Raw genomic sequence first — 23,874 nt, 5'->3', positions numbered from 1 at the left:
CAGAAAGGGGACTGTCATGAGCACGCCCATGGTCATCACGGCCGCGATGGTCGGCGCGGAGACGACCCGCGAGCAGACGCCGTACCTGCCCATCACCGCCGAGGAGATCGCCGAGGACGCGGTGAAGTGCCGCGAGGCCGGCGCGGCGATGGTGCACCTGCACGTGCGCACGGCGGACGGCAAGCCGTCCCAGGACGCGGAGCTGTTCCGGGCGGCCATCCGGGCCATCCGCAAGCGCACGGACGTCCTCATCCAGACGTCCACCGGCGGCGCGGTGGGCATGACGGTGGACGAGCGCTGCGGGCCCCTGACGCTCACGGGCGAGGATCGCCCGGACATGGCCACGCTGACGACGGGCACGGTGAACTTCGGCCAGGACGTGTTCTGGAATCCGCGCCCGCTGGTGCGAGACATCGCCAGGCGCATCCGGGCCCTGGGCCTCAAGCCGGAGATCGAGTGCTTCGACGTGGGGATGATCGACGAGGCCAGCATCCTCGCGAAGGAGGGGCTGGTCGATCTGCCGGCGCACTATGACTTCGTGCTGGGAGTGCCGGGGGCGCTGACGGCGCGGGTGGACGCGCTGGAGTTCATGATCAAGTCGCTGCCGGAGGGGAGCACGTGGACGGTGGCGGGCGTGGGGCGGCACCAGCTCCCGTTCGTGGCGCATGCGGCGGAGCGTGGCGGCAATGCCCGGGTCGGGCTCGAGGACAACATCTACGTGTCCAAGGGCGTGCTGGCCAAGGGCAACTGGGAGCTCGTGGCCGAGGCCGCGAAGCTGGCCAAGGCCAAGGGCCGCACGCTGGCCACGCCGCAGGAGGCGAGGAAGATCCTGCGCCTGACGTAAGGATGGTGCCCGTCGCCGCGAGGGAAGACGTTATCCTCGCGCGCTCATGGATACAGGACTGAAGGGCCAGGGCATTCTGGTGACGGGGGGCGCGGGAGGGATTGGCAGCGCCACGGTGCGCGCGTTCGCGGAGGAGGGCGCGCGGGTGGCGGTGCACTACCGGACGAAGGAGGAGCCGGCACGGGCGCTGGCCGCCGAGGTGGGCGGTGTGGCGCTGCGCGCGGACCTCACGGCCGAGGCCGAGGTGGACGCGCTCATCCCCGAGGCGGTGAAGGCGCTCGGGCGGTTGGACGTGCTGGTGGCCAACGCGGGGCACTGGCCGCCGCCGGACGAGCCGGTGTGGCGGATGTCCCTGGAGCGGTGGCGCCGGACGCTCGCGGAGAACCTGGACAGCGTGTTCCTCTCGTGCCGGGCCTTCCTGCGGCATGTGGAGACGACCGGGACGGGCAGCCTGGTGCTGGTCAGCTCCACGGCGGGGCTCTTCGGTGAGGCGGGACACTCGGACTACGCGGCCGCCAAGGGGGCGCTGGCGAGCGGCTTCCTGAGGAGCCTGAAGAATGAGCTGGGGCGCATTGCTCCGATGGCTCGGGTGAACGTGGTGTGCCCGGGGTGGACGGAGGTGGACCGCAACCGGGCGAAGCTCCAGGACCCGGCGTTCCTCGCGCGCGTGACGCGGACGATGGCGCTGCGCAAGGTGGGGCAGCCCGAGGATGTGGCGCGAGTCATCGTGACGCTCGCGTCCGATCGGATCTCAGGCCATGTGACGGGCGAGGTCGTCACCGTGGCTGGTGGCATGGAAGGCAGGGTGCTTCATGACGACTGAGGTCGACGTACGCGCGTACAACCGCGAGGCCTGGAACGGCGAGGTGGCCAGGGGGAACATGTGGACGCGGCCGGTGGGCCCGGAGGTCATCGCCGCCGCGCGTCGAGGGGAGTGGAGCGTGGTGCTGACGCCGCGCAAGCCAGTGCCTCGCGAGTGGTTCGGAGCGCTGAAGGGCCAGGAGGTGCTGGGCCTGGCGAGCGCGGGCGGGCAGCAGGGGCCAGTGCTGGCGGCGGCGGGGGCTCGGGTGACGATCTTCGACAACTCGCCGGCCCAGCTCGGGCAGGACCGGATGGTGGCGGAGCGGGAGGGCCTGGACATCCGGCTCGTCGAGGGGGACATGAGGGATCTGTCCGTCTTCCCGGACGCGAGCTTCGATCTGATCTTCCACCCGTGCTCCAACTGCTTCGTGGAGGACGTGCGGCGCGTCTGGCGCGAGGCCTACCGCGTGCTGCGTCCCGGAGGAGTGCTGCTGTCCGGGTTCTGCAACCCGATCATGTTCCTGTTCGATCCGGAGCTGGAGGGGGAGGGGGTGCTGCGCCTCAAGTACCGGATGCCCTACTCGGACTTCACGAGCCTCACGGACGAGGAGCGGCGACGTTACACGGACAAGGGCGAGCCCCTGTGCGTGGCGCACTCGCTGGAGGACCAGATCGGCGGGCAGCTCGACGCGGGCTTCCTGCTGGCGGGCTTCTACGAGGACAAGCACATCGAGGGAGACAAGCTCGCCGAGTACATGCCGAGCCTCTGCGCGACGCGCGCCGTGAAACCCTCTGCGAGGTAGGCCTTCCCCATGAGCGTTCTCGATCTGACGGGACAGGGGCTCGGTGCTCTCCCGGAGAGCCTGAGGCAACAGACGCAGCTCAGACAGCTCCTGCTCGACGACAACCCGCTCGGGGTGCTCCCAGAGTGGCTGGGCGAGCTGGGGACTCTCGAGCAGCTCTTCGCGGATGGCACGCAGCTGACCTCCCTCCCGAGCACCCTGGAGCGGTTGAAGGGCCTGAAGCGGCTGGATGCGCGCCGCAATCGCCTGGAGGCCATCCCAGAGTTCCTGGGCCGGATGCGCTGGCTCGAGGACCTGAGGCTGGGGAAGAACCTCCTGACGTCGGTGCCTGAGTCGCTGTGGCAGCTGACGGGGCTCGAGACGCTGGACCTCGGGGAGAACCGCATCGGCTCCCTGTCCGCGAGCATCGGAGCGCTGACGAAGCTGCGGATGCTGGATCTGGGGCACAACGCGCTGGCCGCGGTCCCCGAGGAGATTGGCAGGCTCACGGGGCTCTCGGGCTACCTCTACCTGAGCGACAACCAGCTGACGGAGCTCCCTGCGTCGCTCGGGAACCTGAAGGCATTGAAGTACCTCAACGCCACGGACAACCGGCTGGAGGCGCTCCCCGAGAGCCTGGGAGAGATGCGTGCGCTCATCGAGCTGCGCCTGTACAACAACCGACTGAAGGCGCTCCCGGCCTCGCTGGGCAGGCTGGAGAACCTCCTGGAGCTCCATCTGAAGAAGAACGCGCTGGTCACGCTGCCGGAGTCCATGGGGCAGCTGACGCGCCTCCGGAAGCTCAGCCTGGAGAACAACCAGCTGACGTCGCTCCCTGACTCCCTGGGCGGCCTCGGACGGCTGGTGGAGCTCGACTTGAGGAACAACCGGCTGAGCACGCTGCCCGCGTCGATAGGCCAGCTGAGGAGCCTGACGTTCCTCGATCTGCGGGGCAATCAGCTGCGCACGCTCCCCGCGAGCATCGGCGAGCTCCCGAACCTGGAGAAGCTCGACCTGCGGTGGAACAAGCTGGCGTCCGTTCCGGGGTGGTTCCAGCGGCTCGAGCAGCGCGGCTGCGTGGTGTACACGTAGGCGAGGGGATCGAGCTCGTCGGACCGGAGAGCGCTCCCGGCGGGAGTAGAGTACGGGGGTGCTCGTGAACTCCTCGCGTCTCCTCCTCTTGGCCTGTCTGCTGGTGCTCAGCGGATGCCCGGAGCAGGCCGGTCCCGGGAAGCCCTCCGGCCGTGTCGAGGGGCAGGTACAGGGGCCCACCGCCCTTCGAGGCGATGCCTACGTCTTCCTCTTCGCCCCTGGTGAGGAGCCTCCCAACGGACCGGCCGCTCCCCGCCATGTCACGGCTGTTCCCGAGCTGCGGTGGGCTTCGGGAGATTCCCGCTATCTGTTCGCGGAGGTTCTCCCCGGTCCCTATCGGCTGTGGGGCTTCCTGGACGCGAATGGGGACGTGGACCTCTCTGTGGACGTGCTCGCCCAGCCCGGTGCCGGAGACTGGCGCCCCGAGGCGGCGGTGGCTCTGGACGTTCCGGTGTCGGGCCGCGTGGAGCAGGAGCTCGCGCTGACGCGTCGGATGCGCCACGGGCCCCCAGCCTTCCGGGTGACAGGGGAGGGGACCGATGGCGGCGTGGTGTCGGTGCCGGACTCGCCGCTGGCACTCACCTCGCTCACCGTGGAGGCCGATGGCCTGGGCCTGCTGCGCGGCGAGGAGATACGCTTCTTCGTCCACCTGCTGGACAGCGACGGGGATGGGAACGCGGACGATCTGAACGGAGACGGGCTCCCCGAGCTGTTCCCCCAGTTCTTCCTGCGCTTCGTGCCTCGGCCGGGGCAGACAGGCGCGGAGGACGGCGGGGGCTCTTCCATCATCGTGCCCCTCGTCCTCAACCCGCTGCCCTTCGTCGCCGTCCTCCAGGGCGATGTGACACGCGAGGCCGCCGCGGCGAGCGTCCAGCTCTTCGTCGTCCCGCAGGCCCAGGCGGTCTCGGTGGGCACGGATGGGGGACAGGTGCTGACGCCGCTCGCCGCCATCCCCGTGGGCGAGTACCAGCTCTGGGCCCTCACCGCGGAAGGTGCCTTCTGGTACGTGCCCAACGTCCTGGGTCATCGAGACTCGGAGTCCCTGCGCTCCCAGTCCCTGCGGTTCCAGATCGTCCGTGGGGGCTCGCCCGACGCGGAGAATCCCGCTAGATAGGCTCACGCCCCAAGTCGCTCGATCCGAGGAGCCCCATGTCTGAGTCCATGAGCCTGGACAATCCGCACGAGCTGGCCCTGCGTGACTTCGCGCTCGGCTTCCCCGGTGCCCACGAGGACTTCCCGTGGGGCCACCGCGCCCTCAAGGTGAAGGGCAAGGCCTTCCTCTTCATGGGACACGAGCAGGGAGGCCTCGGGCTCTCCGTCAAGCTGCCTCACTCCAACGCCGCCGCCCTGATGCTGCCGTTCGCCACGCCCACCGGGTACGGCCTGGGCAAGAGCGGCTGGGTGTCGGCCAGCTTCCCCAAGGGCGAGCAGCCCCCCATGGAGATGCTGCGCCAGTGGGTCGACGAGAGCTACCGCGCCGTGGCCCCGAAGAAGCTCGTGGACCAGATCGCCAGCGGCGCGGCGTCCGCTGCCAAGGTGGCCCCGGCGCGCACGAAGGCTCCGGCCGCGAAGAAGGCCGCGGCGCCGAAGAAGGCTGCTGCGCCGAAGAAGAGCGCGCCCACCAGGCGTGCCGTGACGACGAAGAAGAGCGCGGCGCGCAAGAAAGGGAGCGCCCGCGCGAAGTCGGCTCGCTGAGCCACTGCGTGGCGGCTCACACTGTACCGCCGAGGCTCAGCCCAGCCGCTGCACCCAGTGGAAGTAGGTGCTCCGCGGGTCCGGCAGCGGATCTCGGAAGAGGGCGCGGATGTCCGCCTTCTCCACCCGGCCCGTGTCGAAGGCCTGGTACAGCGCGTCTCCCAGCAGGTACCCCAGCGCATGGCTCACGCCGTGGAAGAGCCGATCCCTTCGCAGCGGCAGCAGCTTCACCGCCTCGTCCGGGCCCTCCACCTCCGCCGCCTTGTGCGCCAGCACGAAGGCCGCGATCTGCCGCTCCACGCCGCGCATCCGCGCCACCCGCCGCGCCCACTCCGCCAGCCCCGCGCAGCCCCGCCGCGGGTTCACCAGCTTCGAGCCGAAGAAGCCCAGCGCCTCCTCCATGCACCGCGCGTAGAACGCGTCCGATGCCCGCCGCGGCACCTCCATCGCGTCTCCCACCGCGCAGTGCCGCACGAAGTGCGCCGCCTCCTCCGCCGCGTGGTTCAACGACAGTGACGCCAGGTAGGCCATCCGCGCTCGGGGGATGTAGCTGCTCTCCCTCGACAGGATGTGCCGCCGCAGCTGCGCCAGCTCCACCTGCGTGAAGCGTCCGCGCTGCTGGATGCGCGCCAGGACATCCCCGTCCGCCGCCGTCGCCACCTCCACCTCGTCCAGCGCTCGGCCCACCTGCACGCCCGCGAGCCGCGCGATCAGGCTCGCCATCTCCCGGAACCTGTCCGCCGCGCTGCGATCTCGCAGCAGCGAGTCCCCGGCCTCGGCCTCCAGGTAATCCAGGAAGCTCTGCTGGCACACCACCGGCGAGGCGTTGAGCAGGCAGACCGAGCCATCCGCCAGCTCCACCGCCTCCACCGCTCCGGCGCGACCCTCGCGGGCCAGCCGCCAGTAGACGCCCTCGCAGTTCTGGTACACCACCAGGCTGCGCCGTGCGTGCGACTCTCCGAGCGCCCGCTCCACCTGCTCGGGCAGGTGGCAAGGTGCCACGTGGTACTGGCCCACCAGGACCATCACCTGCGGCCGATCCTCCGCTCGCGCCGCCCGGGCGATGCGCTCCGCCGCATAGGCGTCCCGGAGCTCGAGCGAGCGCTTACCCTGCGCCCGACGATCGATGCCCACCACCTCCAGGCGGTGGCGTCGGGCGAAGGCGAGCAGGGGACGGAAGCCCGACCAGCCATCGAGCCCCGGTCCCGGAGCCCGGCCGAGCCGCTCCAACAGGGCGCGCTCGGGCAGGCGGCCCGTCAGGTAGGCGTCCAGGGAGGCCTGGTGCCGTCCCTCCACGCACTCGAGCGCGAGGACGACGCGGCGCCCCGACTCCAGGGCCCGCTCCACCAGGCCCAGGTACGTCTCCTGGGCCAGCGGCAGGGTGTGGTAGTCGCCCACGTACACCACGTCGGCGGCTCGCACGCGCTGGTGCACCGCGGACAGGGGCAGCGCGACGCGGTAGCCGGTCGTCCTCCGCCGGTACCGGGCCTCGTAGGCACGGAAGGCGGAGGTCTGGCCATCGACGGCACGGGCAATCTGTGCCTTCTGCCGACGAAAGAGAGCGAGGTGGAGGGCTAGCGACGCGCGCATGGGTGGGAAGGCGGTGATCAAGGTCGCATGCGCCTCCCCACCCGGCAAAAAAACGGCGGCCCCCACCGGACGCCCCTTCCTTGACTTCCAAGGGAGTGGCAAAGGACCATCCTCGTGCTCTTGAAGACCGCTCTCGCACGAACGACGCTGCTCACCCTCGTGCTCCTCGCGGCGCTGCCCGCCCGCGCCGAGGAGCAGGCGGTGCTGTTGCACTCCGCACCCGCGAAGGCCGAGGCGAATCGGCCGCTCCGGCTCGAAGGGACCCTGGTCGACGACGCCAACGAGGTCTCGGAGGTCATCGTTCGCTACCGGGGCCCGGGCGAGCCGTATGTGGAGACCCCGCTGGAGCGGCAGTACGGCGATCTGTACCGAGGCACCATCCCCGCCGAGCACATGATCCCGCCGGGTGTCGAGTACTACATCGAAGGGATCCTCAAGAGCGGCGAGCGCGTCTCCGTGTTCCAGTCGTCGAGCCGGCCCGCGCGCGTCATCGTCCCTGGAGAGATTCCTCGCCCCAAGCTGGCTGTCGCGGAGCCCGAGGAGCCGCCTGCGCCGCCCGCGAAGGGCAGCCCCCGGAAGAAGGAGCCGGAGGAGGACGATGAGCTCGAGGCGCCTCCGCCTCCCCCGAAGAAGGCACAGACGGCGCTGTCCGACGATGCCCTGGCCGCGCTCGCCGCCGAGGCCCCCACGGAGGAGCCCACCCCCGCGCCGCCTCCTCGCGCCAGCCCCTCGCCGAGCCCCAGCGGCAACGGGCGCAAGTCCACGCCGGCTCCCACGCCCAAGCCCGCGCCGTCCACCGCGCCAGCGGCCTCCGCCGCACCCGCTCCCGCGCCTGCCCCTGCTGCCTCGGCCTCGCGCCCTGCGCTGGAGCCGCTGGAGCCGATCACGACGAACCCTCCCGCCGCCCAGGGCGGCACGAAGTCCGGGGCTCGCTCGGAGCTGGAGGAGGATCTGGCCCTCTACAGCGCCGAGGACACGCTCGCGCTCGCCACGCGCCACACGGAGACGGTCACCCGGGTGCCCGCCATCGCGGCGGCCTTCGGGCGGGATCAGATCAAGGCGCTCGGTGCGCGCACGGTGGCGGACGTGCTCGACGTGGTGCCCGGGCTCTCGGTGAGCCGGGATGTCCAGGGCTTCTACCGCGTCGGCATCCGCGGGCTGCGCAACGACGCGGAGGTGCTCTTCCTGCTCAACGGGCACCGGCTCAACAACTTCTTCGACGGTCGGGCGCTGATGAACCTCCCGGTGGAGAACCTCGATCGCATCGAGGTCATCCGCGGCCCGGGCTCCGCCCTGTACGGCGCGGGTGCCTTCCTGGGAGTGGTCAACCTCGTCACCGATCGCAGCGAGGGCGTGCGCGTCGCCGTCTCCGGAGGCGGCTTCCCCGACCGGGAGGAGGGGACGTTCGCTCCCACGCTGGATGCCCACGCCTCGGCGGCGGCCACGGCCGGGGAGCTGCGCCTCTTCGGAGATCTCGACGTCTGGGGCCAGTCCGGTGACTCCGCTCCCATCGAGACGGATGCGCTGAACGAGGACACGATCACCCAGCGGCTGCGCCAGGCCAACGAGCCCGCCGGCAAGACGCATGACGAGCGCCTGCTCTTCAACCTGGGCCTGGGCCTCTCCTATGACTTCGGGGACGCGGGGCGGTTGACCAGCTCCCTGCGCTTCCTCACCGAGGACCGCACCGCCCTCATGGGCCTGTTCGACACGGTGGGGCCGGACTCGGACCTGAGCTGGACGGTGGCCCTGCTGGATGTCGAGTACGAGCGCACGGTGGCCGAGGGCATCCAGCTGCGCGTGCGCGGCTACGGCGATCAGCAGGTCAGCAACCGCCTGTTCCAGCTCACCCCGGACAACTTCCGCACGGGCGACGCGGCCGATCAGCTCTTCCCGCTGGGCCTGCAGGAGCAGACGCACGTCAACGTACGCACCCTGGGGCTGGGCGTGGACTCGGACATGGTCCTGGGCAGCGCCAACCGCCTCTCCGCGGGCCTGGTGGCCGAGCTGCAGATGCTCGCCAGCTACGAGTACAAGACCAACTACACCCTCGAAGATCGCGTCCGGCCCACGCTCACCACGCCCGAGGGCCTGATGAACGTGAAGGACATCGCCGATGGCGCCGCCACCCGGCGCATGACGCTGGGCCTCTTCGTGCAGGACCAGTGGACGGTCATCAGCCCGCTGACGCTCACCTTCGGGGTGCGCGCGGACGTCACCCAGCTGCCCACCGCGGACGACGCGGGCGCCATCGACGGCACCCGCCTGGTGCCCAGCATCAACCCGCGCGTGGGCCTCGTCTTCGCCGCCACGGACTCGTTCGTGCTCAAGGCCCTGTACGGCCGAGCCTTCCGCCCGCCCACGCTGCAGGAGCTGGTCGAGAGCATCCCGGACACCAACTACAACCAGGGCCGCTTCGAGGGAAACCCGCTGCTGCGCCCGGCCACCGTGGACACCGTGGAGCTGGGCGTGGACCTCATCCAGGCCGCCGGAGACTCGCGCGTGCGCCTGCGAGGCAACGCCTTCTACGAGCGCTTCCGCTCGCCCATCATCCCGGTGGACACCTCCGGCAACATCATCCCGCTGCGCAACCGCGAGCTGGGCGTGCGCGTCTTCGGCGTGGAGGCCGAGGCCCGCCTCGAGGCCTCCAAGCGCGCCAACGCCTGGGTCAACGCCACCTTCTTCCGCGCCGAGGACCTGGAGCTGCCCTCGCAGTCGCGCCTGCTCACCGACACCCCGCAGGCCCGCTTCAACGCCGGCATGTCCATGCCGATTGGCGACTGGGTGAACTTCGACGTGGTGGTGCGCGCCGGCGCCGAGCGCCGCAACGACACCCGCTCCGTGCTGGAGCTGATCCGCCGCTACCAGATCCCCGCCTACAGCCTCATCACCGCGCAGCTGCGCACCGAGCCCATCCTCGACCACTTCGAGGTGTCGCTGGTGGCGCAGAACCTCTTCGACCATGACTTGCGCGACGACGTGCCCCGCCCGGACCGCGTCCCGGGGCTGCTGCCGCGCGAGGGCCAGTCCGTCTACCTCACCGTCCGGGGCCGCTACTGATGAACCGCCCGCTGCTCACCGCCCTCGTGGCCGCCATGCTCGCCCCAGGCCTGGGCTGCCTGGCCTACAACGATCCCTGCCAGCCGCTGGTGGACGACCCGGACGCCGTGCTCGGCTTCCTGGGCGAGGACGTCTACATCGACAAGCCCTTCGCCCGGCACGACAACAACGCCCTGGGCCAGCTCGCCGCGGACTCCTACCAGCACGCCGAGGACGACTCGGCGGCCCCCGCGCAGCTGGGCATCGTCAACGGCGGCTCCATTCGCGCCGAGGGCCTGTGCATCAACCGCACCATGCTCCCCAAGGGCGCGCTCACGGACGGCGTCCTCCACGAGGTGTTCCTCTTCGAGAACCAGGTGGTGACGGTCAACCTCACCGAGAAGGAAGTCGTGGACATGTTCGAGCGCTCGGCGGGAGAGCTCGTCCCCGCCGGGCAGCCCATCACCTCGCCCAGCGGTGGCTTCCTCCACGTCTCCGAGAGCACCACCCTGCGCGTGGACTGCGAGTACCCCCGCGGTCAGCGGGTGAGGGCGCTCACGATTGGCGGCAATCCCGTGGTGCTGCCGCCGCGCACGGATGCCTCCCGGCAGTACCGGGTGGCCATGCCCAGCTTCCTCATCAACGGAGGAGACGGCTACGGCGCCATCTTCGGCAATGCCGGCAAGGATCCCGCGCGCAACCCGGCCCAGTCCCGCAAGCTCGGGGGCGTGGACTCCAACATCGTGGCTGGGTACATGCGCACGTCGTACGCGACCGAGGCGCGGCCCCTGCGTGAGGCGCAGCGCATCATCTTCGAGAACTGCGCGCAGCCCACCCGGCCCTCACGCTGAGGGCCGGGCAGGTCGAACCCACCTAAGGCTTGGGCTCGCCGTCGGTCGCGGGCGGCGGGGCCGCCACGGCTGCCACCGGCGCCGGCTTGGGCGTCGGGGTGAGCACGTCGTTGACCGAGGGCATCTTGCGGATGTCCGAGCGGGCCACCTTCCAGGCCTGCTGGACGATCCAGGAGAGGGAGCGATCCTGGCGAGTCGCCTCGCGCTGGATCTCCTCGAGCATGTCCTCGGGGAAGTAGAGACTTTGCTTGCGATGATCAGTGGAGGACATGCGTTTACCTACTCCTCACGAGGATCCTGGCGCTCGTCGCCGGTGACGTCATTGACGGCCGGGAACGCCTTGATGCGCTCGCGGGCGATCTTCCATGCCTGCTGAACGACCCACGACAGAGAGCGGTCCTGTCGGTTCGCCTCCTCCTGGATCTCCTTCAACATCTCTTCGGGGAAGTACAGGGATTGCTTGCGCTTGTCGGTGCCTGCCATACCGAGTCTCCGGAGCGGATGCGAGGTGACGACCTGAGACACACCGGCGGGGTTATCCGACAGACGCCCTAGCCGGTCAACGGTTTCAGTCATTCCTCTCGATAAGCGATAGGTGTGACATGCCGGACCATTTCTGCTCCGTGTGGAAGCATCTCGGGTGCATGGAATCCGTGAAAGCAGGGGAACCGGTGTGAGTCGTGGCCCGAGCGGTGGCTCCAGGGCTCGACGAAGGGGCGGATCCAGGCCCCGAAAAGGGAAACGCCCCGGGCCTCAGAGACAGAGGCCCGGGGCGCTCCGGAAAGAGGGACCGCCAGGTACGAATCCTAGCGGTCCCGTGGGCCCAGAGGGGGAGGGGGGGGACCCCTAGGCCCAACGCCGAGAAATCTTGAAAATCAGCTTACTTCCAACACCGTCTACCACCCCGCCCATTCCGCCCCCATCTCTTCCATGGGGATCATAAGAACCACCCCCAGCGCGTTCAACCGACGGCTCTTGGGTTAACGCGGCCGCTGGAAAAACCATTCCCCCTTCTGTTCGATGCCGCGCACCGGGCTCACGACACACTTGATCACCTCGACACTCGTGGCGGCCTACCGGCACTTCGGGCTGGCAGGCCGCTCGGTGCTGCTGGCTGTCTCGGGGGGCGCGGACTCGAGCGCACTGCTGGTGGGCACGGCGCTCGTGCGAGCGCAGCTGGGGCTCTCGGTGGAGGTGGCCACGCTGGACCACGGGCTGCGCCCCGAGGCGGCGGACGAGGTGCGAGCGGTCGAGCGGCTGGCGGCCCTCCACTCGCTCCCGTGCCATGTGCGCCAGCTCCACCTGCGACCCGGCACGAGCATGGAGGTGCGTGCGCGTCAGGCGCGGTACGAGGCGCTGGAGGAGCTCCGCTCCGAGCGTGGGCTGATGGCGGTGGCCACCGCGCACACGGCGAATGATCAGGCGGAGACGCTGCTGATGCGGCTGGCCCGAGGCACCGCCCTGCGAGGCGCGGCGGGCATCCTGCCGAGGCGGGGCACGTTCGTCCGCCCGCTGCTGGAGCTCACGCGCGAGCAGATCGAGGCCTTCCTCCAGGAGCAGGGCACGGGCTTCGTGACGGATCCGATGAATGCCGATGTCCGCCTCTTCCGGACGCGCATCCGTCAGGAGGTGCTCCCGACGCTCACTCGGGCGGCGGGCTTCCCGGTGGTGGAGCGCCTGGCCTCCTTCGCCCGACTGGCGGCCGAGGACGAGGCCCTGCTGGACGGCATGGCGGAGAGCGCCTGGCAGCGGCTGCTGCTCGAAGGAGGGGCGCTGGACGCGGTGGGGCTCCGCGCGCTCGAGCCTCCGCTGCGACGGCGCGTGCTCGCGCGCCTGCTCGTCCAGGAGGGCGTCGCCGTGGATGACGCGACCCTCCGACGGGCGAGCGAAGCGGTGGAGCGCGGAGGCTCCGCCACCTTGAGCCGCGGGCTCCAGCTCCGGTCTTCAGGTGGGCTCGTGCGCTGTGTCCGCCCGCGCGCCGCCGTGCGCGGCTCGCTCTCCTTGGAAGGAGAGGGCACCACGGGCGTGCTGGAAGGAACGGGGTGGAGCTTCCGCTTGGGTGGCTCACAGGCCACGCCGGGTGCGCTTCACCTGGCCCTGCCGGCGCAGACCCGCTGGCCGCTCACCGTGCGGACGCGAAATCCAGGGGATCGGATCCGAGGGCCTCGCGGTTCGCGAAAGCTCCAGGACGTCTTCGTGGACCTTCGCGTGCCCGCCGAGCGTCGAGATCTCCAGCCGGTGGTGACGGACGCGGAAGGGCAGGTGCTCTGGGTTCCGGGGCTCTGGACTCCACCGGAGGCGGGGGCAGCCGTTGCCGGGCCGAGCCTGTGGGCGATTCCCCCCAGTCCGAGCAACAGGGGCAGCGGTTCGTTATAGAGTGGTCATGGGGCGGATGGAGAAGGGCCACGAACCCCTAAATAGTTGAGGGCTTTTTGCTGTTGCTGATACGGTCCGAAGTTGGGCGATTCGCCACGCCTCGGCCCAAACAGTTGAAATATCTGGGCGTTTTCCGGCATGGCCCGCATCCGCCGAGCATCGAAAGGGCAGCAGACACGTGCGTTCGACTTACAAGACCATCGGCCTCTGGGTGATCCTGATCGTCCTGTTCGTGGCCTTCTATAACTTCTTCTCACAGGGCAACGAGCAGGTGGACGAGCCCGCGTTCACCCAGTTGCTGGCGAAGGTCGAGAAGAAGGAGGTCAGGGCGATCTCCATCAAGGGCAACGTGTACTCGGGCGAGTACGCGGACTCCAAGACGCGGTTCCGGACCACGGGCCCCGTGGCCGACACCTCCATGCTCTCGAAGCTGCAGGACATGGGCGTGGACGTGAAGTACGAGAAGGAGGAGCAGAACAACCTGTGGTTGACCATCCTCGGCCAGTGGATGCCGGTGGTCTTCCTGTTCCTGTTCTTCATCTTCTTCATGCGCCAGCTGCAGGGCGGCAGCGGCAAGGCGATGACCTTCGGCAAGTCGAAGGCCAAGCTCCTCAACGAGAGCCACAACAAGGTGACGTTCGCCGACGTGGCCGGCGCCGACGAGTGCAAGGAGGAGCTGGAGGAGATCGTCGCCTTCCTCAAGGACCCCAAGAAGTTCACCAAGCTGGGCGGCCGCATCCCCAAGGGCGTGCTGATGATGGGCTCGCCGGGCACGGGCAAGACGCTGCTGGCCCGCGCGGTGGCCGGTGAGGCCGGCGTCCCGTTCTTCTCCATCTCCGGCTCGGACTTCGTGGAGATGTTCGTGGGCGTGGGCGCCAGCCGCGTGCGCGACCTCTTCGAGCAGGGCAAGAAGAACGCCCCCTGCATCATCTTCATCGACGAGATCGACGCCGTGGGCCGTCACCGTGGCGCGGGCCTCGGCGGTGGACACGACGAGCGCGAGCAGACGCTCAACCAGCTGCTGGTGGAGATGGACGGCTTCGAGTCCAACGAGGGCGTCATCCTCATCGCGGCCACCAACCGTCCGGACGTGCTGGACCCCGCGCTGCAGCGCCCGGGCCGCTTCGACCGGCGCATCGTGGTGCCGCGGCCGGACCTGAAGGGCCGCCTGGGCGTGCTCAAGGTGCACACGCGGCGCGTGCCGCTGGCTCCCGAGGTGGACCTCGAGGTCATCGCTCGCGGTACGCCGGGCATGACGGGCGCGGACCTGGAGAACCTGGTGAACGAGTCGGCGCTGATGGCCGCGCGGCAGAACAAGGAGCGCGTGGACCTGAGCGACTTCGAGGCCGCCAAGGACAAGGTCTTCATGGGCCCCGAGCGCAAGTCCATGATCATGACCGAGAAGGAGAAGCGGAACACCGCGGTGCACGAGGCCGGCCACGCGCTGCTGGCCAAGCTGCTGCCCGGGTGTGATCCCCTCCACAAGGTGACGATCATCCCTCGTGGCCAGGCCCTGGGCGTCACCTGGAGCCTGCCCACCGAGGACAAGGTCAACGGGTACAAGAAGCAGATCCTCGATCAGATCACCATGGCGATGGGCGGTCGGCTCGCCGAGGAGATCATGTTCGGAGAGATGTCCAGCGGCGCCGCCAACGACATCGAGCGCGCCACGGAGACGGCTCGCGCGATGGTCTGCCGCTGGGGCATGAGCGAGAAGCTGGGGCCCCTGGCGTTCGGCAAGAACGAGGGCGAGGTGTTCCTCGGCCGCGACTTCAGCGCCACGAAGGACTACTCCGAGGACACCGCGCGGCAGATCGACGCCGAGGTGCGCGGCATCGTCATCGGCTGCTACGAGAACGGCAAGCGGCTGCTGGTGGAGAACAAGGAAGTGCTCCAGCGCATCTCCGACGCGCTCGTGGAGTACGAGACGCTGGATGCCGAGGACGTGAACATCCTGCTCCAGGGCGGAACGCTGACCCGCGAGCGGCCGCCCCCGCGCGTCATCACCCCGCCCAAGTCCACCGAGAAGAAGGACAAGCGGAAGATCCTCGACGCGCTCGAGGCGATCCCCAAGATGGAGCCGAACAAGGCGTGAGCCTGAAGCTCCCGTAGAACCGAGGCCCTCCCCGCTCCGAGCTGGGAGGGCCTTTCTGCTTTCGCCGTCTGCCCTGGAGCCCGCGCGATGATCCGTGCCCACCCCCTGGTTGCCGAGCACCCGGAGGCGCTCGAGCTCGCCTTCCAACGGATGGGGCTGCCCACGCCCGCCCGCGAGTACCTGCTGGAGAAGCTGCCCCAGTACCAGCTGCTGCTCACCGGGCTGACGAAGGTGGAGGGCCGCTTCCTCAAGGGCCTCTTCGAGGCCTCCGCCGCGCCCGGGCGAGAGGAGTTCCCCGGCTATGTCTCGGGAGATCTCCGCACCCGCCCCGGCAGCGGCCTGCTCACGGGCCGGCGCGAGCAGTTCGAGCGGCTGATCGCCGCGGCGAGGGCCGATCCACGGCTCGCCGAGCTGGCGGGGGCGCTGAGCCGGGGGCTGGGCTCGGTGGCCGCGCCGGCGCCGCTCACGCTCGGTGGCACCACCTTCATCTTCGGTGCGCGCACCCATGTGATGGGCGTGGTGAACGTGACGCCGGACAGCTTCTCCGACGGAGGGCGGTACCCGTCGGCGGAGGCGGCCATCGCGCACGGGCTACGGCTGGCGGAGGCGGGCGCGGACGTGCTGGACGTGGGCGGCGAGTCCACCCGGCCGGGCTCCCAGCCTGTCTCCGCCGAGGAGGAGCTGGCCCGGGTGCTCCCCGTCCTCGAGGGGCTGCGGGCGCGCACGCCGGTGCCGCTCTCGGTGGACACCACCAAGGCGGCCGTCGCGCGCGAGGTGCTGAAGGCGGGGGTGGTGCTCATCAACGACATCAGCGGCTTCCACTTCGACGCGGAGCTGCCGCGCGTCGTCGCCGAGGCTGGGGCGGCCTGTTGCCTCATGCACATCCAGGGCATACCTCAGTCCATGCAGCAGGCGCCTCACTACGAGGACATACTGGATGAAGTCCTCACCTTCCTCGAGGAGGGGGTGGCGCGTGCGGTGGCCGCTGGTATCGCCCGAGAGTCCATCCTCGTGGATCCAGGGATCGGCTTTGGCAAGACCCTGGGGCACAACCTCTTCCTGTTGCGGAGGCTGCGTGATCTACGGGTGTTGGGGCTGCCGGTGCTGGTGGGTACCAGCCGCAAGGGCTTCCTGGGCGCGCTCACCGGGGGCAAGCCAGCGAGCGAGCGTCTTGCCGCCACGCTCGGCTCGGTGGCAACGGTGGCTGCGCTGGGAGGCGCGGATTTTGTGCGCGTGCACGACGTGGCAGAAGCCCGCGATGCGCTGGCAGTGACGGAGGCCATCCGAGGGGCCACCGACGGTGGGGCCCTGTACGGAAGGAGCCGGGTGGTTCTCTGAAGGTAGAGGTGATCCCTTGGAATACGGGACAGTTGGGCGGTTGCCTGGTGCGCATTGGCTTCCTAGCTTCGAGCCCGTATCGGGGGGCGGTATAAGCCACTCGGGCAGGGGATGCCGGAGGTGCTCCGGCGCGGGAAAAGGTGAGAGGCGTCACACATGGCTTACAAGATGAACATGTCCTCCAAGGACGAGCGGGCTTCGCAGCGACTGTTTGGCACGGATGGCGTGCGCGGCGTGGCGAACGTCCATCCGATGACGGCCGAGGTGGCGATGCAGCTCGGACGAGCGCTCGCGTACCTCATTCGCAACGGGCCGCACCGGCACCGCGTGATCATCGGCAAGGACACGCGACTGTCCGGCTACATGCTGGAGCAGGCGCTGGCCGCGGGCATCACCTCCATGGGCGTGGACGTGTGGCTCACCGGGCCGCTGCCCACGCCGGGCATCTCCAACCTCACCACGTCCATGCGCGCGGACGCGGGCGCGGTGATCTCCGCCTCGCACAACCCGTACCAGGACAACGGCATCAAGTTCTTCTGGCGTGACGGCTTCAAGCTGCCGGACGAGACGGAGGCGAAGCTCGAGGAGCTGCTGTCCTCGGGCGCCATGGACACCATCCGGCCCACGGCGGACAACATCGGCCGGGCGTTCCGGCTGGATGACGCCCGCGGCCGCTACATCGTCTTCCTCAAGGCCACCTTCCCGCGCGAGCTGACGCTGGAGGGGATGACCATCGTCGTCGACTGCGCCAACGGCGCGGCCTACAAGACGGCGCCCGCGGTGCTGGAGGAGCTGGGCGCCAAGGTCATCTCGGTGGGTGTGTCTCCGGACGGCACGAACATCAACGAGAAGTGCGGCGCGCTGCACCCGGAGGGCCTGGCCCGCGCGGTGGTGGCGCACGGGGCGCACCTGGGCCTGGCGCTGGACGGCGACGCGGACCGGCTCATCGTCGTGGATGAGAAGGGCAAGGTGGTGGATGGCGACGCCATCATGGCCATCTGCACCGGCAACCTGGTGGCGCGCGAGCAGCTGAAGAAGAAGACGCTGGTGGCCACGGTGATGAGCAACATCGGCCTGGAGCGCGCGGTGTCGCGCTGGGGCGTGAAGGTGGCTCGCACCCGCGTGGGAGACCGGTACGTCGTCGAGGAGATGCGCAAGCACGGCTACAACCTGGGTGGCGAGCAGAGCGGCCACCTCATCTTCCTGGATCAGTCCACCACGGGAGACGGCACGCTGGCGGCGCTGCAGCTGCTGGCGGTGATGTGCCGCGAGGGCAAGCCGCTGAGCGAGCTGGCCTCCATCTTCGAGCCTGTGCCGCAGACGCTGCTGAACGTGGTGGTGAAGGAGAAGCGCGAGCTGGGCGAGCTGCCCGAGGTGATGAAGGTCATCCAGAGCGTGGAGCAGCGGCTGGGCAACGCGGGCCGCGTGCTGGTGCGCTTCTCGGGCACCGAGCCCAAGGTCCGCATCCTCATCGAGGGCGAGGACGGCGCGCGCAACGAGGCGTACGCCCGGGAGATCGCCGAGGCGCTCTCCAAGGCCCTGAACTGAGTGTGTTGTTGACATCCGAGCGCCGGCCCCCAATAGAGGGACCGGCGCGGATGGGGGCCGACAGGCCCCGGGTCCTCCGCGCGTGAGGAGCGGCCCATGGGACAGCGATTGGGTGTGAACGTGGACCACGTGGCGACGCTGCGGCAGGCGCGGCGCACCACGTACCCGGATCCGGTGACGGCGGCGGCCCTGGCCGAGCTGGCTGGAGCGCAGCAGATCACCATCCACCTGCGCGAGGACAGGCGCCACATCCAGGATCGCGACCTGCGCATCCTCCGGGAGACGTGCCAGACGCTGCTGAACCTGGAGATGGCCGCCACCGCGGAGATGGTGAAGATCGCCTACGAGTACAAGCCGGACGTGGTGACGCTGGTGCCCGAGCGGCGCGAGGAGCTCACCACCGAGGGCGGGCTGGACATCGCCGGCCAGCGCGAGCACGTGGCGAAGATCATCAAGAACCTGAAGGACGGGGAGATCACCGTCTCGCTGTTCATCGATCCGGACCTGGATCAGATCCGCGCGGCGCACAAGGTGGACGCGGACCGGATCGAGATCCACACCGGGCGCTACTGCGAGGCGCGCAACGAGCGCGAGCGCGGGCGGGAGCTGAGCCGCATCGTGGACGCGGCGAAGGCCGCCGCGAAGCTGGGCATGAGCGTGGCCGCGGGTCACGGGCTCAACTACGACAACGTGCAGCCGATCGCCCGCATCCGGGAGATCGATGAGTTGAACATCGGGCACGCCATCGTGGGCCGGGCGGTGCTGGTGGGCTTCGAGCGGGCGGTACGTGAGATGCTGGAGCTGATGCGCAACGCGGAGTAGGGCGATGGCGATCGTCGGCCTGGGGATGGACATCTGCTCGGTGGAGCGCATCCAGCGCATCCTCCAGGGCCCGCGCGCGCAGAAGTTCCTGGAGCGCGTGTACACGGACGCCGAGCGGGCCCTGTGCGGCGAGCGGGCCGATGCCGCCAGTGCCTACGCCGCGCGCTTCGCCGCCAAGGAGGCGCTGGTGAAGGCGCTGGGGGCGCCGCCGGGCATCCGCTGGAGGGACATGGAGGTGGTGCGGGGCACGGGGATGCCGCGCTTCGCGCTCTCCGGCGTGGCTCGCGAGGTGATGGAGCAGCGGCGCGTGGACGCCCTGCTGACGATGACCCATGACGCAGGGGTGGCCGCGGCCACCGTCATCCTGCAGGAGCGGCCCTGAATGCAGAGCGTCCTGACCGCCGCGCAGATGCGCGAGGCCGAGCAGGCCGCCGAGACCCGCTTCGGGATGCCCTCGGCGCTGCTCATGGAGAACGCGGGTCGCGAGCTGGCGAAGGTGGCGCGGAGCGTGGCGGGGGAGGGCGGGCGCTTCCTCGTCGTCTGCGGGCCGGGGAACAACGGGGGTGATGGGCTGGTGGCGGCGCGGTTCCTCGAGGAGGGCGGCGCTCGGGTGGCCGTGGCGATGGTGGGGGATCGGGGGAAGATGACGTCCGAGGCCCGGCGCAACCTGCAGGCGCTCGAGGCCTATGGCGTCTCTCCGCAGGCGCTGGAGGCTCTCCCGGAGGTCGGCGCTGGGGACGTGGTCGTGGATGCCATCTTTGGCACCGGGCTCAGCCGTGCGCCCGAAGGAGCCTTCGCCGAGGCCATCGGACGGATTGGCCAGTGGCGCCAGGCCGGGGCGAAGGTGGTTGCCGCGGATGTGCCCTCGGGGTTGCAGAGCGACACGGGGGAGGCCTTCACGCCCTGCGTGGAGGCGGATGTCACGGTGTCCTTCGGCCTGCTCAAGCGAGGGCAGATCCTGGAGCCGGGCGCATCCCTCTGCGGTGAGCTCGTGCGCGTGGACATCGGCCTGAGCGCCGCGGCGGCCCAGGGGCTCACGGGGCCGGTGCTGCGGCTCGTGGAGGAGGCCGACGCTCGGGAGGCGCTCCCGGCTCGCCGTGCGGACACCCACAAGGGGACCTACGGCCACGTCGTGGTCGTGGCGGGGAGTCGCGGGAAGTCAGGAGCCGCGGCGCTCGTGGCTCGAGCGGCGCTGCGGTCCGGCGCGGGGCTCGTCTCCGTGGCGACGCGCGGGGAGCTCGTGGACGCCGTGCTCGCCCACGCTCCCGAGATCATGGGTGTTCCCCTGGAGGGCGCCGGGCCGCTGGGCCTCGCGGATTTGGAGCCGCTGGTGGCCGCCGCCGAGGGGAAGGACGCGCTCGTCATGGGGCCCGGCATCCCTCGGGGGCCCGAGACGGGGCGCCTCATCGGCGAGCTGCTCTCGCGGGTGGAGATCCCCGCGGTGCTCGATGCGGATGCGCTCAACGCCGTGGCGGAGGACCTGAGCGTCCTGCGCAAGGCGAAGGGACCGCTCGTGCTCACCCCTCATCCGGGAGAGATGGCCCGGCTCACCCGGCGCTCCACGAAGGAGGTCCAGGCCCACCGGTTGGAGCTGGCTCGGCAGCTCGCCACGGAGCACCAGGTGACGGTGGTGCTCAAGGGAGCAAGGACGCTCATCGCGGGCCCGGACGGGGAGATCTTCGTCAACCCCACGGGCAACCCGGGCATGGCCACGGGAGGCTCGGGAGATGTGCTCTCCGGCATCTGTGGCGCGTTCCTCGGGCAGGGGCTCCGAGTCCCCCAGGCCATCTGGGCCGCCGTCTACACCCACGGCCTGGCCGGAGATCTCGCGGCGAAGCGACGCGGGAAGGTGGGGCTCATCGCGGGAGACATCATCAAGGGGCTCTGCGATGTCTGGGTGCGGTGGGATCGATGAGCACTCCCACGCTGACTCGGACCGTGCGCTCGGAGTCTCCCGAGGAGACGCATCGGCTCGGCGTGCGGCTGGGCCAGCTGCTCCAGCCGGGAGACTTCGTCGGACTCATCGGCGATCTGGGCGCGGGCAAGACGCACCTGGTGCGCGGCGTGGCCGAGGGCGCCCAGGTGCCGCGCTCGGAGGTGGCCAGCCCCACCTTCGCCATCGTCTACCCGTACCGGGGCCGCATCCCGCTGTACCACGCGGACCTCTACCGCATCGCCGACTATGACGAGCTGTACGCCACCGGCTTCCTCGATCTGCTCGGTGGCGACGGCGCCGTGCTGGTGGAGTGGCTGGACAAGGTCCCCGAGGCAGCGCCACGCGAGTATCTGCGCCTCACCCTCAGGCCCGTGGCCGAGGACGCGCGCGAGCTGCATGCCGAGGCATTCGGGCGAAGGCCCGCGGAGCTGCTCTCCGCGTGGCTGGCTTGAGGCGTACAGGCGACCTGGGAGAGGCCCATGAAGAGGTCATCCAGAGCGGTGAAGCTCGAGCTGAGGGCGCAAGGGAAGGAGGAGGTGGAGAAGCTCCTGGCCACCATCGCCTTGGGGCTCGCGGAGGCCGTCGAGGCGGGGAAGATGACCCCGAGCGATGCGTGCGATCACTTCTTCGTCCCCGTGTTCCTCCGCTTCGCAAGCCCGTCCGGGAAGGCGCATGGAGGCGTGGATCGCAGGCTCGTGGAGGCCCTGCACGCGGGCTCGGAGCTCGAGGACGTGGAGCAGCTGGCGCCTCATGGCCTGAAGAGCGCGTTCCGCGACATCCGTGAGAACGCCCTCAACGTGCTCGGGGAGCTGGCTCCATCCGAGGCTCAGCTCGGGAGCTCGTGGCTGCGCTCCTCACCGAGGCGAGGCGCCGTCAGCGGGAGAGGGCGAACTCCGAGAGCCGCCAGCGGTGCAGCACGAGGCGGCCGTCGACGCCGATGACCTCGTCCTCGGAGACCTCGTTCCACGCGGTCTGGTTGCCGCACAGCACCTCGCTCGCGATGAGGAGCTGACCCAGCCGCGTGCCGTGCTGGAGCGGGGCCGCGGTGCACGACGTCGAGCGGCGCCCGTCCGACACGAACAGCGTCCGGTTGCGGCGCGTGGCCACCATCACCTCGCCGTTGGTGACGAGGAAGTTCATCGCCGAGCGATCCTGGCCGGGCTCATCCGTGATGTTGGCCACCAGCTCCATCGTCTCGGCCAGCGAGGCCGCCACATCCTCCAGCCGCACCGCGCCCTCCAGCGAGCTGCGCGTGGCCATCCGCGTGAGGAAGAGGTGAAAGCAGCGCTCGGAGTCCGTCGTGCCGCGGATGTTCGCGGCCAGATCCGAGCGGACGAGCGACTCGACCGCCTTGCGGTGGCGATCGAAGTTGCGCAGCGTCCCGTTGTGCACGAAGGACCACGGGCCGAACAGGAACGGGTGCGAGTTGCGCAGCTCCACTCCGCCCACCGAGGCCTGTCGCACGTGCGCCACCACCGTATGTGACGACACCAGACTGCTCACGCGGTGGAAGTCGGGATCACTGTGCGCCGGACCGACGCCGTGCGCCACCGTGGGGCGCTGCTCGACTCCATAGGCCGCGATTCCCCATCCATCCTTGTGCTCGCGTGACTGGATGACGAGCGAGTTCTTCTCGGTCACCAGCGCCGGATGGACAGCAGCGGGAACAGCAGAGCGGAATCCAAAGAGACGGCACATAGCGTTCGGTCGACGGAATAATGACAGCCGGCCCCGACGGCACATTCTGTGTCTCTCGGAGCCATGCTCACTGTCAAGAAGTCGGGGCCCCTCCTGTTATTCACAGTGTGACACGCCGTCACGAATGACAACACGCCCGCCTTTCAACACCGTGCGCGAGTGGTTCACTCCGAGGTGGTAGGGCAGGTGCCGATAGTTTGTGCACGAAAAAATAACGATGTCGGCAACGTCGCCCAAAGCCAGACGCCCGTGAGAGGGTAGACCCAGAGCCAGAGCGGCGCCTCGGGTGGTTGCCCAGTACACCTCCGCCGCTGTCAGCCCGTTCTCCAGGCAGGCAAGCCCCATGGCCAGGGGAAGATTCTCTGTCATCGCCGAGCCAGGATTGATGTTTGTGCCCAAAGCAATGTTGACGCCCGCGTCACGCAACTTCCGGCCAGGGGCGTAGGGGCGCATGCGCAGGAAGAGGGTGGAGGTGGGTACGAGCACGGCGGAGACATCCGCGGCGGCCATCGCGTGGATGCCGGCATCGCTCACGTGCTCCAGGTGGTCCACGGTGGCGGCGCCCAGCTCGGCGGCCAGCTCCGCGCCTCCGCCCGAGGTGAGCTGATCTCCGTGCAGCCGGGGCTGCATTCCCAGCGCCTTCGCGGCGGTGAGCAGCCGGCGAGCCTCGTCCGGGGTGAAGGCGCTCTGCTCGACGAAGATGTCGCAGAAGCGCGCCAGGCCCTCTCGCGCCACGGCGGGGAGGATCTCCCGCTCGCAGAGGTCCACGTACGCCTCGCGGCGGCCCTTGAACTCCTCGGGCACGGCGTGGGCGCACAGCAGCGTGGGCACCAGCTCCACCGGCGTGAGGCTCGAGAGCCGGCGCACCACGCGCAGCATCTTCAGCTCGCTGTCCACGTCCAGCCCATAGCCGCTCTTCACCTCTGCCGTCGTCACGCCGTACTCCAGCAGGCGCCGGAGGCGGGGCAGGGCGAGGCGGATCAGCTCCTCCTCGCTCGCGGCCCGGGTGGCGCGCACGGTGCTGACGATGCCGCCGCCCGCCTGGGCAATCTGCAGATAGGTGGCGCCCTGGCAGCGCAGATCGAACTCGGTGGAGCGCTCGCCCGCGAAGACCAGGTGCGTGTGCGGATCCACGAAGCCGGGGCCCACCATCCGCCCCTCGGCGTCCAGCACCTCGGTGTTCGGCCCGACGGCGCCAGCGGGCAGCGCGGACTCTTCTCCCACCCAGGCCACGCGCCCCGCGCGCACGCCCACGCACGCGCGAGGCCGGGGCGTGAGCGCCTGCTCCGCGGGCTCCCGGTGGGTGCCCTCCACGGTGAGCACCTCGGAGGTGTTGCGGATGAGCAGCTCCAGCGGCTCCATGTTCT

At 69.8% G+C, this 23,874-nt stretch carries 22 protein-coding genes; 17 read left to right on the top strand and 5 right to left on the bottom strand.

From position 1 onward, the window contains the following. Positions 1 to 16 precede the first annotated feature (16 nt). The 6 genes from kce to KY572_RS12060 all read left to right on the top strand — a co-directional run bounded on the left by kce (position 17) and on the right by KY572_RS12060 (position 5,214). A complete protein-coding gene (gene kce / locus KY572_RS12085; protein ID WP_224242725.1) occupies positions 17 to 844 on the top strand; it encodes a 3-keto-5-aminohexanoate cleavage enzyme in 828 nt (275 codons plus the stop codon). Positions 845 to 890: 46 nt separating this feature from the next. Further along, positions 891 to 1,667 carry an SDR family NAD(P)-dependent oxidoreductase gene (locus tag KY572_RS12080; RefSeq protein ID WP_224242724.1) on the top strand — a complete coding sequence of 259 codons (777 nt, stop codon included), beginning with the start codon at positions 891 to 893 and terminating at the stop codon, positions 1,665 to 1,667. After that, the gene (locus KY572_RS12075; protein WP_224242723.1) at positions 1,657 to 2,448 is read left to right on the top strand and encodes a class I SAM-dependent methyltransferase; all 792 of its coding nucleotides are present in this window, start codon (positions 1,657 to 1,659) and stop codon (positions 2,446 to 2,448) included. The genes KY572_RS12080 and KY572_RS12075 overlap by 11 nt, the downstream gene beginning before the upstream one ends. A 9-nt stretch (positions 2,449 to 2,457) precedes the next feature. Then, positions 2,458 to 3,519 carry a leucine-rich repeat domain-containing protein gene (locus KY572_RS12070; protein ID WP_224242722.1) on the top strand — a complete coding sequence of 354 codons (1,062 nt, stop codon included), beginning with the start codon at positions 2,458 to 2,460 and terminating at the stop codon, positions 3,517 to 3,519. A 64-nt stretch (positions 3,520 to 3,583) separates the two neighbouring features. Next, the gene (locus KY572_RS12065; RefSeq protein ID WP_224242721.1) at positions 3,584 to 4,633 is read left to right on the top strand and encodes a hypothetical protein; all 1,050 of its coding nucleotides are present in this window, start codon (positions 3,584 to 3,586) and stop codon (positions 4,631 to 4,633) included. A 35-nt stretch (positions 4,634 to 4,668) separates the two neighbouring features. Continuing rightward, positions 4,669 to 5,214 (top strand): MmcQ/YjbR family DNA-binding protein, encoded by a 546-nt coding sequence (locus KY572_RS12060; protein ID WP_224242720.1) that lies wholly within the window; start codon positions 4,669 to 4,671, stop codon positions 5,212 to 5,214. Between the two features lie 36 nt (positions 5,215 to 5,250). On the opposite strand, the gene KY572_RS12055 is transcribed toward KY572_RS12060, so the two are convergent. Continuing rightward, positions 5,251 to 6,804 carry a ChaN family lipoprotein gene (locus KY572_RS12055; protein ID WP_224242902.1) on the bottom strand — a complete coding sequence of 518 codons (1,554 nt, stop codon included), beginning with the start codon at positions 6,802 to 6,804 and terminating at the stop codon, positions 5,251 to 5,253. Positions 6,805 to 6,924: 120 nt separating this feature from the next. Between KY572_RS12055 and KY572_RS12050 the strand changes: the two genes are divergently transcribed. Beyond that, a complete protein-coding gene (locus tag KY572_RS12050) occupies positions 6,925 to 9,864 on the top strand; it encodes a TonB-dependent receptor plug domain-containing protein (protein WP_224242719.1) in 2,940 nt (979 codons plus the stop codon). Next, on the top strand, positions 9,864 to 10,694 hold the full coding sequence (locus KY572_RS12045; protein ID WP_224242718.1) for a 5'-nucleotidase C-terminal domain-containing protein: 831 nt from the start codon (positions 9,864 to 9,866) through the stop codon (positions 10,692 to 10,694). The genes KY572_RS12050 and KY572_RS12045 overlap by 1 nt, the downstream gene beginning before the upstream one ends. A gap of 22 nt (positions 10,695 to 10,716) precedes the next feature. Here KY572_RS12045 and KY572_RS12040 read toward each other — a convergent pair whose 3' ends face one another. Further along, complete coding sequence (locus KY572_RS12040; RefSeq protein ID WP_224242717.1) at positions 10,717 to 10,965, bottom strand: TIGR04563 family protein; 249 nt, start codon at positions 10,963 to 10,965, stop codon at positions 10,717 to 10,719. Between the two features lie 8 nt (positions 10,966 to 10,973). Next, positions 10,974 to 11,177, bottom strand: a complete 204-nt coding sequence (locus tag KY572_RS12035) for a TIGR04563 family protein (protein WP_044186644.1) — start codon at positions 11,175 to 11,177, stop codon at positions 10,974 to 10,976. Between the two features lie 564 nt (positions 11,178 to 11,741). Between KY572_RS12035 and tilS the strand changes: the two genes are divergently transcribed. The 9 genes from tilS (at position 11,742) to KY572_RS11990 (ending at position 21,750) form a co-directional block, all read left to right on the top strand. Next, complete coding sequence (tilS, locus tag KY572_RS12030; protein WP_317987840.1) at positions 11,742 to 13,070, top strand: tRNA lysidine(34) synthetase TilS; 1,329 nt, start codon at positions 11,742 to 11,744, stop codon at positions 13,068 to 13,070. A 178-nt stretch (positions 13,071 to 13,248) separates the two neighbouring features. Further along, complete coding sequence (gene ftsH, locus KY572_RS12025) at positions 13,249 to 15,165, top strand: ATP-dependent zinc metalloprotease FtsH (protein ID WP_224242715.1); 1,917 nt, start codon at positions 13,249 to 13,251, stop codon at positions 15,163 to 15,165. Positions 15,166 to 15,252: 87 nt separating this feature from the next. Beyond that, entirely contained in the window at positions 15,253 to 16,503 is a 1,251-nt protein-coding gene (gene folP, locus KY572_RS12020; RefSeq protein WP_224242714.1) for a dihydropteroate synthase, read from the top strand. A 156-nt stretch (positions 16,504 to 16,659) separates the two neighbouring features. Beyond that, positions 16,660 to 18,051, top strand: coding sequence for a phosphoglucosamine mutase (gene glmM / locus KY572_RS12015; protein WP_224242713.1), 1,392 nt, complete (start codon positions 16,660 to 16,662; stop codon positions 18,049 to 18,051). 96 nt (positions 18,052 to 18,147) lie between these two features. Beyond that, the gene (locus KY572_RS12010) at positions 18,148 to 18,873 is read left to right on the top strand and encodes a pyridoxine 5'-phosphate synthase (protein ID WP_224242712.1); all 726 of its coding nucleotides are present in this window, start codon (positions 18,148 to 18,150) and stop codon (positions 18,871 to 18,873) included. Between the two features lie 4 nt (positions 18,874 to 18,877). Further along, a complete protein-coding gene (gene acpS / locus KY572_RS12005; RefSeq protein WP_224242711.1) occupies positions 18,878 to 19,255 on the top strand; it encodes a holo-ACP synthase in 378 nt (125 codons plus the stop codon). Then, positions 19,256 to 20,788 (top strand): NAD(P)H-hydrate dehydratase, encoded by a 1,533-nt coding sequence (locus KY572_RS12000; protein ID WP_224242710.1) that lies wholly within the window; start codon positions 19,256 to 19,258, stop codon positions 20,786 to 20,788. Beyond that, on the top strand, positions 20,785 to 21,261 hold the full coding sequence (gene tsaE / locus KY572_RS11995) for a tRNA (adenosine(37)-N6)-threonylcarbamoyltransferase complex ATPase subunit type 1 TsaE (protein ID WP_224242709.1): 477 nt from the start codon (positions 20,785 to 20,787) through the stop codon (positions 21,259 to 21,261). Before KY572_RS12000 ends, tsaE begins: the two co-directional genes overlap by 4 nt. A 27-nt stretch (positions 21,262 to 21,288) precedes the next feature. Continuing rightward, positions 21,289 to 21,750, top strand: coding sequence for a DUF3969 family protein (locus KY572_RS11990; protein WP_224242708.1), 462 nt, complete (start codon positions 21,289 to 21,291; stop codon positions 21,748 to 21,750). Here KY572_RS11990 and KY572_RS11985 read toward each other — a convergent pair. Beyond that, positions 21,683 to 22,507 carry a class II glutamine amidotransferase gene (locus KY572_RS11985; protein ID WP_224242707.1) on the bottom strand — a complete coding sequence of 275 codons (825 nt, stop codon included), beginning with the start codon at positions 22,505 to 22,507 and terminating at the stop codon, positions 21,683 to 21,685. The genes KY572_RS11990 and KY572_RS11985 overlap by 68 nt on opposite strands. Before the next feature lie 96 nt (positions 22,508 to 22,603). Next, positions 22,604 to 23,869, bottom strand: a complete 1,266-nt coding sequence (gene hutI / locus KY572_RS11980; RefSeq protein WP_224242706.1) for an imidazolonepropionase — start codon at positions 23,867 to 23,869, stop codon at positions 22,604 to 22,606. Positions 23,870 to 23,874: the final 5 nt, after the last annotated feature.

This window comes from Hyalangium gracile, assembly GCF_020103725.1.
Classification (GTDB): Bacteria; Myxococcota; Myxococcia; order Myxococcales; family Myxococcaceae; genus Hyalangium; species Hyalangium gracile.
Note: the sequence above shows the minus strand (reverse complement) of the source record. Positions and strands in the feature narration are given on the sequence as shown.

What these genes read in the sequence shown, in the direction of transcription:
- tsaE (WP_224242709.1), top strand. Translation starts at nt 20,785, where the DNA reads ATGAGCACTCCCACGCTGACTCGGACCGTGCGCTCGGAGTCTCCCGAG.
- glmM (WP_224242713.1), top strand. Translation starts at nt 16,660, where the DNA reads ATGGCTTACAAGATGAACATGTCCTCCAAGGACGAGCGGGCTTCGCAG.
- KY572_RS12035 (WP_044186644.1), bottom strand. Translation starts at nt 11,177, where the DNA reads ATGGCAGGCACCGACAAGCGCAAGCAATCCCTGTACTTCCCCGAAGAG.
- KY572_RS11990 (WP_224242708.1), top strand. Translation starts at nt 21,289, where the DNA reads ATGAAGAGGTCATCCAGAGCGGTGAAGCTCGAGCTGAGGGCGCAAGGG.
- acpS (WP_224242711.1), top strand. Translation starts at nt 18,878, where the DNA reads ATGGCGATCGTCGGCCTGGGGATGGACATCTGCTCGGTGGAGCGCATC.
- KY572_RS12040 (WP_224242717.1), bottom strand. Translation starts at nt 10,965, where the DNA reads ATGTCCTCCACTGATCATCGCAAGCAAAGTCTCTACTTCCCCGAGGAC.
- KY572_RS12010 (WP_224242712.1), top strand. Translation starts at nt 18,148, where the DNA reads ATGGGACAGCGATTGGGTGTGAACGTGGACCACGTGGCGACGCTGCGG.
- KY572_RS12055 (WP_224242902.1), bottom strand. Translation starts at nt 6,804, where the DNA reads ATGCGCGCGTCGCTAGCCCTCCACCTCGCTCTCTTTCGTCGGCAGAAG.
- KY572_RS12000 (WP_224242710.1), top strand. Translation starts at nt 19,256, where the DNA reads ATGCAGAGCGTCCTGACCGCCGCGCAGATGCGCGAGGCCGAGCAGGCC.
- KY572_RS12075 (WP_224242723.1), top strand. Translation starts at nt 1,657, where the DNA reads ATGACGACTGAGGTCGACGTACGCGCGTACAACCGCGAGGCCTGGAAC.
- KY572_RS12070 (WP_224242722.1), top strand. Translation starts at nt 2,458, where the DNA reads ATGAGCGTTCTCGATCTGACGGGACAGGGGCTCGGTGCTCTCCCGGAG.
- kce (WP_224242725.1), top strand. Translation starts at nt 17, where the DNA reads ATGAGCACGCCCATGGTCATCACGGCCGCGATGGTCGGCGCGGAGACG.
- folP (WP_224242714.1), top strand. Translation starts at nt 15,253, where the DNA reads ATGATCCGTGCCCACCCCCTGGTTGCCGAGCACCCGGAGGCGCTCGAG.
- KY572_RS11985 (WP_224242707.1), bottom strand. Translation starts at nt 22,507, where the DNA reads ATGTGCCGTCTCTTTGGATTCCGCTCTGCTGTTCCCGCTGCTGTCCAT.
- hutI (WP_224242706.1), bottom strand. Translation starts at nt 23,869, where the DNA reads ATGGAGCCGCTGGAGCTGCTCATCCGCAACACCTCCGAGGTGCTCACC.
- KY572_RS12080 (WP_224242724.1), top strand. Translation starts at nt 891, where the DNA reads ATGGATACAGGACTGAAGGGCCAGGGCATTCTGGTGACGGGGGGCGCG.
- KY572_RS12060 (WP_224242720.1), top strand. Translation starts at nt 4,669, where the DNA reads ATGTCTGAGTCCATGAGCCTGGACAATCCGCACGAGCTGGCCCTGCGT.
- KY572_RS12045 (WP_224242718.1), top strand. Translation starts at nt 9,864, where the DNA reads ATGAACCGCCCGCTGCTCACCGCCCTCGTGGCCGCCATGCTCGCCCCA.